The sequence below is a fragment of the Cyanobium sp. NIVA-CYA 375 genome, from assembly GCF_056108345.1.
The window spans coordinates 38,196-48,927 of record NZ_JBSYHW010000015.1 but is presented as its reverse complement, the minus strand read 5'-3'; the positions used below and the strand labels follow the sequence as shown (position 1 = coordinate 48,927).

Sequence of the window (10,732 nt, the reverse complement as noted above, 5' to 3'; positions counted from 1 at the left end):
GTAGACCCCTTGGCGCCGTAAGGCGTTTTTTTGTAGATGACTGCAGGCTTGGAATTCCTCTTTTTTCGAGGTGCCCTTTATCCATGCTGGCAGGATTGCGCTACGGCTAAATGTGTCGTTAGCAACCGCTACCGTTCTCGTGTTATCAACTAACGCTGGCGCAGCTCAAGCCAACTGTCGGTTTCTGATGCCCGTTGCAGCAGGTGGTGAGCCCGTTGTGCAAAAACGCATCAGTCCGGATGGATTGTTTCGCCGCAACAACTGGAACACAGACTTTGCGGTGGATCGTAACTACGCCAGTTATCGCATCAACTTGCAGTCGGCATCGACAGAGCAGGCGGTGTTCCCAACTTCAGCATTTTTGCGGTTCACCGACAACAGCGACCTTCGCGTGGTGAATGAGAATCGCACCCTTCAACCTGAGCAGAGGCACGTCTTCGGTCCTTTCCCGGCCGTACCTGGCCGGCGCACGAACCAGGTGAATGTGCGGGTGGGTGCCACCAAGATGCCCGCCTCTACTGGCTTCAGTTATCGCGTGTCGGTGGAGGGTTGCGACTAAGCATCGGCTTGCTCCGGCAATGAACGGTGGGGAGGCCCATGGCTCAACCCAGCATCACCCCACCCTCGCTATCGGATCCGGCTACGGCGCTGCGCAGGTCGAACAGTAGATCCTCGAGGCTGAGTTCGGCCAGCGCCTTCAGCCGGACCCGCTCTAGCCGTAGCTGCAACGCATGGGTCACTTGATCGGCTGGAGAGCTAGCCGGCTCCGACGTTGCAGACCGATTCGCACTTTCTTTCAAAGTTTCGCCCAGCCCTGCCAAAATCTGCTCCATTGAAATGTCCCGCGCTGGCCTGGTGAGTCGGTAGCCGCCCAGGCGACCCCGCTTCCCATCCAGCAGCCCGGCCCGGCGTAGGCGCAGCAGCAGCTGCTCCAGCATGGGTTCGGGTAGTTGATGGGCCATGGCCAGCGCGTGGGTTGACTGCCACTCCAGTGGCCTTGCTGCCAGCCCCAACAGGGCCTTGAGAGCATGGCTGGCCTGGCGAGAAAGCATCAGGCCTTAGCCGTTGCCCGCCCCGCCAGCCGCTCCAGCACGTGCTCCAGGGTGTAGCCAAATAGGGCTGGATCTGGCTCATCCTTGCCGATATCGGCCAAGCCAAGCTCGGCCCAGCGGGCATCGAGCCTTGCCTCCAGCTCGGCAGGCCGGCTAAGGGGTTCGCCCCAGGGGTGGCGCTTCTCCGGACCAATTTTGGTGGTGGCATCGATCGCCAGCCTGCCGCCCAGGCCTAAGCGCTCGCTGGCGAAGTCGAGCGTGTCAAAGGGGGTGTCTTCGAGCACAAACAAATCCCGCTGCGGATCCACTTGGGCACTGATCGCCCAGATCACTTGGCGCGGGTCGCGGATGTTGATGCTTTTGTCCACCACCACCACAAACTTGGTGTAGGTAAACTGGGGCAAGGCGCTCCAGAAGGCCATCGCCGCCCGCTTGGCCTGGCCTGGATAGGCCTTATCGATGGCTATTACGGCCAGTTTGTAGCTGAGCCCCTCCATCGGCAGAAAGAAATCGACAATCTCGGGGATCTGCTGGCGCAGGATCGGCGTGTAGATCCGGTTTAGGGCGATCGCCAACATGGCGTCTTCCTTGGGGGGCCGGCCACTGAAGGTGGTGAAGTACACGGGATCACGCCGCTGGGTGACGCACTGGATCTGGACGAGAGGCGAATCTTCGACGCCGCCGTAGAAGCCCATGTGGTCGCCAAATGGTCCGTCAGCCAGCTCAGAGCCAGGGGTGATCGTGCCTTCCAGCACCACCTCACTGTGGCTCGGCACCTCCAAATTCACCGTTTTGCACTTTGCGAGCCGCACACCCTCGCCGGCGTAGATGCCGGCGAACAGCCACTCGCTCAACTGCACCGGGATCGGCGTGGCGGCCGCCATCACCAGCAGCGGATGCACGCCGATGGCAATGGCGATTTCCAGCTTTTTGCCCATCGCCGCCGCCTTGCGCAGATGGCGGGCGCCTCCACGCACGCTCAGCCAGTGCACGGTCATTGAGTTCGCCGACTGCTGTTGCAGCCGGTACACGCCCACATTGGGCGTACCGGTTTCTGGATCTTTGGTGATCACCAGCCCCAGGGTGATGATCCTGCCGCCGTCGCCGGGCCAGGGCCGCAGCAGGGGCAGGGCATCGAGATTCACAGCCTCGCCTTTAAACACCTGCTGGTGGCAGGGAGGGGTGAGGTCGAGATCGGGCCGGGCCTTGAGCACGTCCAGCAGCACCGAGCCAAAGCGCAGCGCCTCCCGGGCCCCCTTGGGGGGACGGGGTTGCTGCAGCAGGGCCAGGCGCTCGCCCAGCCGTTCCAGCTCCTCTGGTTGTTCCATGCCCATGCTCCACAGCACCCGCTCCTGGGTGCCCAGCAGGTTCACGGCCACCGGCATGGTGGAGCCGATCACATTTTCAAACAACAGCGCCGGTCCGCCAGCGGCCAGGACCCGGTCGGCAATCGCGGCCAACTCCAGATCTGGATCCACCGGGGCGGTGATGCGGCGCAGCCGGCCCCGTTGCTCCAGGAGGTCGATGAAGCCGCGCAAATCCCGGCGACTGCGTTGACTAATTCCCTTACTCGGCATCGACTTTTATGAGTGGTGACTACTGTGACGCACTTGAACTGGGGCCGCGGCTGTGCAAATTTCCTACTTCCACTCCTCTGAATGCGTGCCACCGGTCAGGTCCCTGGCGGAGGGTGGGCCCGACGCGGCCGTAGTTATCGACGTTCTACGGGCAACGACCACGATTGCTTGGTCCTTGCAGAACGGAGCTGAGGCGATCGAGGCCTTCGCCAACCTGGAGGAGCTTGAAGCTGCGGCGGCTGCCTGGCCAGACCAGCAGCGACTGCGTGCCGGTGAGCGAGGCGGCCAGAGGGTTGCGGGCTACGACCTGGGTAACTCCCCCCTTGCGGTCACCCCCGAGCTGGTGGGTGGCAAGCGCATATTTATGAGCACCACCAATGGCACCCGCTCCTTGGCGGCAGTTAAGTCGGTGCCGCTGCTGCTGACGGCCTGTCTTCCCAACCGCAGTGCCGTGGCCCGGCGCCTGCTGCAGCAAGACTGCAAGCGGGTATGGATCGTGGGCAGCGGCTGGGAAGGCGATTACTCCCTGGAAGACAGCCTCGCCGCCGGTGCCGTTGCTTCTGCGGCGATTGAGATGGCGGTGGCTCCCCACATCGGTGTGAGCTTCGGCAACGACGAAATGCTGGCGGCCCTTGCTCTCTGGCAGCAGTGGCACCTCGATACCGAGACCTGCTTGCGCACTGCCAGTCACGGCCAGCGCCTGATCAATCTCGGCGATCACGACGCCGATTTTGCTTGCTGCGCAGCTGTCGACAGCCTGCAACTAGTGCCCTTCCAGGCAGAGCCCGGCGTGCTTAAGGCCAGCTGATCGCAGGGGCGCGGAAGGCCTCCTGGCACTTCCCTTAAAGTTCGCGGGAATGGTTGGGGAAGTCGGTGAGCAGTTTTCTGGCGGCAGCTGTGCAACTCACAAGCACGCCGGATCCTGATGCGAATTTCGCGTCGGCGGAAGAGCAGATCGAGCTTGCTGCCCGTCGCGGAGCGGAGTTGGTCGGCCTCCCTGAGAACTTCGCCTTCATGGGGGAGGACGAGCAGCGCCTTGAATTGGCTCCATCTTTGGCGGAGCGCTGCAGCAGCTTTCTTGTCACCATGGCGCGCCGCTATCAAGTGACCTTGTTAGGTGGGGGCTTTCCCGTCCCGGCGGGACCGGGGCAGACCTTGAACCGCGCTGAGTTGGTGGGCACAGAGGGCCAGCTCCTTGCCCGCTACGACAAAATTCACCTATTCGACGTCGACCTGCCTGACGGCAACACCTATCGGGAATCGGCCACGGTGCAGCCAGGAGACCAACTGCCCCCGGTAGTTGATGTCCCGGGCTTAGGCAGGATCGGCCTCTCTATTTGTTACGACGTCCGCTTTCCGGAGTTGTATCGCCACCTCGCCCAGGCTGGTGCAGATGTTTTGTTTGTGCCTGCGGCTTTCACAGCTTTCACCGGCAAGGACCACTGGCAGGTGCTGCTGCAAGCCCGTGCAATTGAAAACACCGCCTATGTCGTTGCTCCCGCCCAGACGGGCCAGCACTACGGACGTAGGCAGAGCCACGGCCATGCTTTGGTGATCGACCCTTGGGGCACTGTGCTGGCAGATGCCGGCGTGAGTGTCAGCTCTGCAATTGCCCCGATCGATCCGGGCCATGCCCTGAGAGTGCGGGCCCAGATGCCCAGCCTCAATCACCGCCGGCCGGCCCTGTTCTGACTTTCTCGATGCCCTGGCCTGTCAAATTCCGGTGGACTGCTGCTCTGGCAGCGCTTGCTTTGGCGCTAGTCGATCTGCCGGCCTGGGCATCATCCCTGGCGGCCTGGCGCGTCACGAGGAGTGGTGATTTGGAGTTACGAACCAGCATCGATGTGCGCCCCCAGGCCTTTTTTGAAGCGGGCACTGGCTTTAGGGGCCCCCGGGTGTGGGTAGACCTGCCCGGTGCCCCATCGCGCACACGCACTGTGCGTGGCAATGGTGCCTTGCGTGAGGTGCGGATCGGCCGCCCCGATGGCTTCACTACCCGCCTGGTGCTGGAATTTGCACCGGGCACCCAACTTGATCCCGCTGGCCTGCGCCTGGTAGGCACCTCCCGCGACCGTTGGCGCATGGAGTTGCCAGGACTTGGCAATCAAGCTGGGCTGGGCATCGGCGAGGGAGACCTCGATGCTGTCGCCCGTTTTGGCGCAGAGCAACAGACCGCCTTCCCCACCGCAGCTATGCCCCTTTCCGCCGATGGCTTGCCGGTGGTGCCCCGAGGACGCTTCAAGGTGGTGATCGATCCTGGCCATGGTGGGCCCGACCCCGGCGCAGTTGGCATTGGCGGCCTGCGGGAAACCGACGTGGTGCTTGATGTTTGTCTGCAAATTGCCCGGCTGTTGCAAGCTCGCGGCGTCCAAGTGCTGATGACACGCACCTCAGAGGTAGACGTTGACCTGCCTCCCCGGGTAGCCCTGGCCAACAGCAGTGGCGCCGATCTGTTTGTGAGCGTGCATGCCAATGCCTTGAGCATGGCCCGCCCAGATGTGAACGGTATCGAGACCTTTTTCTTTGAGGGTGCGGGATCCCCCTCCCGTCGCCTTGCTGTGGCGCTGCAGGAGCAGATGGTGGCCATATCCCCTGGCAGTCCTGATCGCGGCGTGCGCACCGGACGCTTTTTCGTGATCCGCCGCACGGTGATGCCCTCTGCCCTTGTTGAGATGGGCTTTCTCACCGGAGAGATCGATTCTCGGCGCCTCGCCGATGCCAATTTCCGGCGCCGCATGGCCTTAGCTCTGAGCGCTGGGATTCTTAACGCCCTGCAGGAGCGGCCATGAGCGCCTTGGTGGGGCTATTTGATAGTGGCCTTGGTGGGCTGACTGTGCTGCGGCGTCTGCAGGAGCGCTATCCCCATTCCTGCTGCCTTTATCTCGGCGACACGGCTCGAGTTCCCTATGGCCAGCGCAGCGTCGCCGATATCCGCGGCATAGCTGCTGAGGTGGTGGCTTGGCTGCGCCACCAGCAGGTGGGGGTTCTGGTGATGGCCTGCAACACCTCCAATGCCCTTGCTCTTGATGTGGCCGTGGCGGAGGCCGGTGTTCCCGTGGTGGGCCTGATCGACAGCGTTGCTGCCGACCTAAACAGCGAGTGCGTGGGAGTGTTGGCAACTCCCGCCACAGCCGCAAGCGGTGCTTACAGGCGGGCAATCCATGCCTGCCGGCCCCACACTTTTGTGCTTGAGGTGGGCTGTCCCACCTTTGTGCCCTTGATCGAGGCCGGTGATCTCCAGGCTCCAGCCCTAGTAGCGGAGGCCAAGGCATACGTGGAGCCCCTGCTAGCCGCTGGTGTCGACACGGTGGTGCTGGGCTGCACCCATTACCCGATGCTGCGCCCCTTGCTCACGGACCTGCTGCCTCCCCATGTGCGGCTTGTTGATCCAGCTGAATCGGCGGTACGTCGCCTCGGGCCCCTTTTGGCAAGCATGGGTGGCTTGCCGGAAGGCGAACTCGTTGCCGTGGAGGTGATGTCCCCAGCCGAGCGCACCCGGGTCTGCGTCAGTGGGTGTGCAGATGCCTTCGCTGACGGGGCAAGCCGCTGGTTGGGCTACCGGCCAGCGGTTGAGCGGGTGGACCTGCGGTCGGTGGCGCAAGCCTTCTAGGATCTCGCCACAGCGGAGGTGTTGTGGCAACGGTTGCAGAGCTGCTCCAGCCCGTGGAGGCTGATCTGGATGCCCTGCTGGCCGACTTGCGCAGCCTTATAGGAGCTGGTCATCCAATTTTGCAGGCGGCAGCTGAGCATCTGTTTGCTGCAGGTGGTAAGCGGCTTAGGCCCGGCATTGTGCTTCTGGTATCGCGGGCAGTAGCCCCAGACGGTGAGTTGGGCCCCCGCCACCGCCGCTTGGCTGAGATCACTGAAATGATCCACACCGCTTCTCTCGTCCACGACGACGTTGTCGATGAGGCTGCAACCCGCCGCGGCGTTGACACGGTGCACAGCCGTTTCAACCATCGAGTAGCGGTGCTTGCAGGGGATTTCCTTTTCGCCCAGGCAAGTTGGCATCTAGCCAATCTCGATGATCTCGAGGTGGTGAAGCTGCTCAGCCGGGTGATCATGGATTTGGCAGACGGCGAGGTGAAACAGGGCCTTTTCCGCTACGACACCGGCCAGAGCTTCGAGACCTACCTCGAAAAGAGCTACTGCAAAACAGCCTCCCTTATTGCGAATAGTGCTAAGGCAGCTGGGGTGCTCACCGGTTTGCCAGGGGCCCAGCTCGATGACCTCTACCGCTTCGGCCGCCAGCTGGGTTTGGCCTTCCAGGTCGTAGACGACATTCTCGATTTCACTGGCAGTGATCAGCAGCTCGGCAAGCCAGCAGCCAGTGACCTGGCCTCTGGGTATCTCACTGCCCCCGCTCTTTATGCCCTGCAAGAGCGCCCTGCCCTGGCTGGCTTGATTGAACGCGAATTCTGTGAAGAGGGCGACCTTGAGCAGGCTTTAGAGCTGGTCCGGGGTTGCGAGGCTATTCCCCGCTCCCGGGATCTAGCTGAGGGTTTCGCCCAGGAAGCGGCTGAAGCTCTGGGCTGGTTAGCCCCCTCAGAGCCGCGCAGCGCCCTGAGGGCCCTACCTGATTTCGTGCTCAGTCGGCTCTACTAATACTTCTCAAGCCACCTCCAGCTCACATCTCTAAGTGACTTCAGCCAGGTCACGCCTTCTGGTATGTGTTGTGGATTTTCGGCTTCACTTCTTTGGCCTTCGTTGATTGGGAGCAGGGCATACACGTGACAGCCCGCCGCCACGGCAGCTTGGATGCCTGCGGCTGAATCTTCGAAGGCCCAACAATCGCAGGGTTTGGTGTTAAGGCGTTCAGCTGCAAGCAGAAATGGATCAGGTGCGGGCTTGCCAGCAGCCAGCGCCGGATCATCGCCATAGACCCGCTCCTGGATCAGTTCCAACCATTGGTGAGGTGCAGCCTTGCGCCGGACCGCCTCCTGGGTGCTGCTCGTGACCAGGGCCATGGGGATCTGGCGATCCCAGCAGGCCTGCACCAGTTCCGCGGCGCCATCCATGGCTGCTGCGGTTGGCACCAGTGCGTCGGCTAGCGGTTGACGCACGGCCAGTAGGGCGTCGCAACCAGGGGAATTGGCTCCTGTAGCAGCGATCCAGCCGCACACCAGGGCTGCGCAATCCAGCCGCCGCTGGCCACGCAGGCTCAGCAGTTGTTCAGCACTGAGCTCGCAGCCGAAATGGACTGCAGCCTCAAACCAGGCCCGGGCTTGTAGTGGTTCAGTGTCGAGGAGCAGGCCGTCGAGATCGAACAGGCAAGCGGCAGGACCCATATACCTACTTTGCATCACGACGTCCCGTTACATGCCAGCGCAAGGCAGCTTCGGATAAAGCGCGAGCTGGCTTGAATGGCTGCCAGCATCTGTCTTCCTCTGCTCCATGCCTGATGCCACAACGGGCCCGACGATCGAATCGGTGCTCCAGGAGCAACGGTTATTTGCGCCGCCAGCTGAGCTGGCCGCCTCGGCCCGCATTGGCTCTCTGGATGCCTACCGGGCCCTTTGCGGCAAGGCAGAAAGTGATCCCGATGCCTTCTGGGGCGACCTGGCCCGTAGTGAGCTGCACTGGTTTGAGCCTTTTGATTCGGTGCTCGATTGGAGTGATCCGCCTTTCGCTAGGTGGTTTACAGGGGGCACCACCAACCTGAGCTTCAATTGCCTCGATCGCCACCTCGATGGCCCTCGGGCAGATAAGACCGCCCTGATTTGGGAAGGGGAGCCCGGCGACAGCCTCAGTTTTACTTACCGCCAACTGCATGCCGAGGTGTGTAAAGCCAGCAATGCCCTCAAGGTTCTTGGCATCGGCAAGGGGGATCTAGTTGCCCTCTACATGCCGATGATCCCGGAGGCAGCGATTGCCATGCTGGCCTGTGCCCGCATCGGTGCCCCCCACTCGGTGGTGTTCGGCGGCTTCTCAGCCGATGCCCTACGGGATCGGCTGATCGATGGCCAGGTGAAGGCTGTGATCACCGCCGATGGTGGCTTTCGTAAGGACAAGCCCGTGCCCCTCAAGCCCGCGGTGGATGAGGCACTCGCGGCTAATGGCGGCGCACCCAGCGTTGGGCATGTGCTGGTGGTGCAGCGAATTAAGGGCGACTGCGCAATGGCTACCGGCCGGGACCACTGGTGGCACGAGCTGGTGGATGGGCAGAGCCCAGAGTGCCCCGCCGAGCCCATGGCCAGCGAAGACCGCCTATTTGTGCTCTACACCTCTGGCTCCACCGGCAAACCTAAGGGGGTAGTACACACCACCGCCGGCTACAACCTCTGGGCCCATCTCACCTTCCAGTGGATCTTCGACATCCGCGAGGACGACATCCACTGGTGCACGGCCGATGTGGGCTGGATCACCGGCCATAGCTACATCGTCTACGGGCCCCTCTCCAATGGCGCCACCACGGTGATGTACGAGGGTGCTCCCAGGCCGAGCAAGCCAGGTGCCTTCTGGGAGGTAATTCAGAAGCATCGCTGCACAATCTTCTACACCGCCCCCACGGCGATCCGGGCTTTTATGAAGGGAGGCCGAGCCGTGCCGGATCAATACGACATGAGCTCATTGCGAATCCTGGGCACCGTGGGGGAGCCGATCAATCCCGAGGCCTGGATGTGGTACCGGGATGTGATCGGCGGCGACCGCTGCCCGGTAGTGGACACCTGGTGGCAAACCGAAACCGGCGGCGTGATGATCAGCCCCCTGCCCGGCGCCACCCCCACAAAACCTGGCTCCTGCACCCTGCCCCTGCCTGGAATCGCCGCTGACATCGTCGACATGGACGGCGTATCCCAGCCGGCTGATGCCGGTGGCTACCTGGCAGTGCGAAGGCCTTGGCCAGGAATGATGCGCACCGTGCATGGCGATCCGGAGCGCTTTCGCAAGAGCTACTGGGAGGAGATCAGACCCGCCGATGGCTCCTATCTCTATTTCGCCGGTGATGGTGCCCGCCGTGACGCCGATGGCTACTTCTGGGTGATGGGCCGAGTTGATGACGTGATCAACGTGAGTGGCCATCGGCTAGGCACGATGGAAATTGAGAGCGCCCTGGTGAGCCACCCGGCCGTGGCCGAGGCGGCGGTGGTGGGCCGGCCAGATGAGCTCAAGGGTGAAGGCATTGTGGCCTTTGTGACCCTGGAGACGGGCCGCAGCGGCGAAGACGCCCTGATTGCCGAGTTGCGGGCCCATGTGGGCAAGGAGATCGGCCCAATCGCCAAGCCCGATGAAATTCGCTTCACCGATTCCCTACCTAAAACCCGTAGCGGCAAAATCATGCGCCGCATCCTGCGGTCCCTGGCCTCCGGCCAGGAAGTGACCGGTGACACCTCCACCTTGGAAGATCGTTCCGTACTCGATGCCCTAAGGGTTTAGGCCGTCCCAGTTATCAATCGTCGCCGCGATGCTGTCCAGGGCTCGCTTTCTGGTGGGATCGTCTGCCCACTTACCTAGCAAACTCTGACGCAACCCTGCGCTAGCTGGAGCGAGGTGATCGCCTGGGAGTTCCATCAACCGGCTGGCATCTCCTCGACGCCCTTGCAGCACCCCCAGCAGCCGCTTGCTCTGATCGATTTGGTCGCGATTGAAGCGCACCAATAAGTTGCGGGGTTGGAGATAGGTGCGCGCCACCTGCTGCAGGGTTTCCTCCGGTGAAGGACTGAATTCGCTGCGAAAGTTGAATTGCTGCCCGAGCTCCGCCAGCAGCGGTATGGAGCGCTCAGCTGAGAAGTTGTTGAAGCTCAGGGACACCAGGCCGGCGGCGCCCCGGCCTCCATCAGGCGCCAGCAGGTGCAGCTTGCACCCCAGGCTGTGGCCTAGCCGCAGCCACACCTGGCCAGGCTCTTCGCCCTCAACATCGGCATCCCGCAACTGGCGGAACCTTCGCCAGGCTGTATTGGCCTGGTCCTGGTGGTCAAAGCCGGGCACATAGCTCCAGGCCCGAATCCGCCAGCCCCGAACCGCGAGACCTTCCAAAAGCCGCCGGTAGCTGAGCTGAGGAGTGGCCGCTAGGTAGCTGCCGCCGATGAATTCGACCGTACCGCGGTTGGCCCGCTTGGCATCTAACTGCCAAATATCACCACGCTGCCGCCAGCCAAGCAT

11 protein-coding genes are annotated in these 10,732 nt (G+C 62.6%); 7 read left to right on the top strand and 4 right to left on the bottom strand.

Annotated features, from left to right (window positions below; translation table 11 throughout):
- The first annotated feature begins 187 nt into the window (after positions 1-187).
- Positions 188-559 (top strand): hypothetical protein, encoded by a 372-nt coding sequence (locus tag AC01FP_RS06110; protein WP_474478900.1) that lies wholly within the window; start codon positions 188-190, stop codon positions 557-559.
- Between the two features lie 43 nt (positions 560-602).
- On the opposite strand, the gene AC01FP_RS06105 is transcribed toward AC01FP_RS06110, so the two are convergent.
- Both AC01FP_RS06105 and AC01FP_RS06100 read right to left on the bottom strand, forming a co-directional pair.
- Positions 603-1,052: an Rrf2 family transcriptional regulator gene (locus tag AC01FP_RS06105; RefSeq protein WP_474478899.1), complete on the bottom strand. Its 450-nt coding sequence runs from the start codon at positions 1,050-1,052 to the stop codon at positions 603-605.
- A complete protein-coding gene (locus AC01FP_RS06100) occupies positions 1,052-2,629 on the bottom strand; it encodes a UbiD family decarboxylase (RefSeq protein ID WP_474478898.1) in 1,578 nt (525 codons plus the stop codon). Before AC01FP_RS06100 ends, AC01FP_RS06105 begins: the two co-directional genes overlap by 1 nt.
- 52 nt (positions 2,630-2,681) lie before the next feature.
- Between AC01FP_RS06100 and AC01FP_RS06095 the strand changes: the two genes are divergently transcribed.
- From AC01FP_RS06095 to sds, 5 genes are all read left to right on the top strand, one after another.
- Positions 2,682-3,437 (top strand): 2-phosphosulfolactate phosphatase family protein, encoded by a 756-nt coding sequence (locus tag AC01FP_RS06095; RefSeq protein ID WP_474478897.1) that lies wholly within the window; start codon positions 2,682-2,684, stop codon positions 3,435-3,437.
- A 65-nt stretch (positions 3,438-3,502) separates the two neighbouring features.
- Positions 3,503-4,321, top strand: a complete 819-nt coding sequence (locus AC01FP_RS06090) for a carbon-nitrogen hydrolase family protein (RefSeq protein WP_474478896.1) — start codon at positions 3,503-3,505, stop codon at positions 4,319-4,321.
- 8 nt (positions 4,322-4,329) lie between these two features.
- Entirely contained in the window at positions 4,330-5,418 is a 1,089-nt protein-coding gene (locus tag AC01FP_RS06085) for an N-acetylmuramoyl-L-alanine amidase (protein ID WP_474478895.1), read from the top strand.
- Positions 5,415-6,239, top strand: coding sequence for a glutamate racemase (gene murI / locus AC01FP_RS06080; RefSeq protein ID WP_474478893.1), 825 nt, complete (start codon positions 5,415-5,417; stop codon positions 6,237-6,239). Before AC01FP_RS06085 ends, murI begins: the two co-directional genes overlap by 4 nt.
- A gap of 23 nt (positions 6,240-6,262) precedes the next feature.
- Entirely contained in the window at positions 6,263-7,234 is a 972-nt protein-coding gene (sds, locus tag AC01FP_RS06075; RefSeq protein WP_474478892.1) for a solanesyl diphosphate synthase, read from the top strand.
- Here the strand turns inward: sds and AC01FP_RS06070 are convergent.
- A complete protein-coding gene (locus tag AC01FP_RS06070) occupies positions 7,231-7,917 on the bottom strand; it encodes an HAD family hydrolase (protein WP_474478890.1) in 687 nt (228 codons plus the stop codon). The two genes, sds and AC01FP_RS06070, sit on opposite strands and share 4 nt — an antisense overlap.
- Before the next feature lie 106 nt (positions 7,918-8,023).
- On the opposite strand from AC01FP_RS06070, the gene acs reads away from it, so the two are divergent.
- Positions 8,024-10,006, top strand: a complete 1,983-nt coding sequence (gene acs, locus AC01FP_RS06065) for an acetate--CoA ligase (RefSeq protein WP_474478888.1) — start codon at positions 8,024-8,026, stop codon at positions 10,004-10,006.
- On the opposite strand, the gene AC01FP_RS06060 is transcribed toward acs, so the two are convergent.
- Positions 9,995-10,732 carry a DUF1350 family protein gene (locus AC01FP_RS06060; protein WP_474478887.1) on the bottom strand — a complete coding sequence of 246 codons (738 nt, stop codon included), beginning with the start codon at positions 10,730-10,732 and terminating at the stop codon, positions 9,995-9,997. The two genes, acs and AC01FP_RS06060, sit on opposite strands and share 12 nt — an antisense overlap.

Coding starts and splice junctions, on each gene's coding strand:
- AC01FP_RS06085 (WP_474478895.1), top strand. CDS start 4,330: ATGCCCTGGCCTGTCAAATTCCGGTGGACTGCTGCTCTGGCAGCGCTT.
- murI (WP_474478893.1), top strand. CDS start 5,415: ATGAGCGCCTTGGTGGGGCTATTTGATAGTGGCCTTGGTGGGCTGACT.
- AC01FP_RS06070 (WP_474478890.1), bottom strand. CDS start 7,917: ATGGGTCCTGCCGCTTGCCTGTTCGATCTCGACGGCCTGCTCCTCGAC.
- acs (WP_474478888.1), top strand. CDS start 8,024: ATGCCTGATGCCACAACGGGCCCGACGATCGAATCGGTGCTCCAGGAG.
- AC01FP_RS06105 (WP_474478899.1), bottom strand. CDS start 1,052: ATGCTTTCTCGCCAGGCCAGCCATGCTCTCAAGGCCCTGTTGGGGCTG.
- AC01FP_RS06100 (WP_474478898.1), bottom strand. CDS start 2,629: ATGCCGAGTAAGGGAATTAGTCAACGCAGTCGCCGGGATTTGCGCGGC.
- AC01FP_RS06060 (WP_474478887.1), bottom strand. CDS start 10,732: ATGCTTGGCTGGCGGCAGCGTGGTGATATTTGGCAGTTAGATGCCAAG.
- AC01FP_RS06110 (WP_474478900.1), top strand. CDS start 188: ATGCCCGTTGCAGCAGGTGGTGAGCCCGTTGTGCAAAAACGCATCAGT.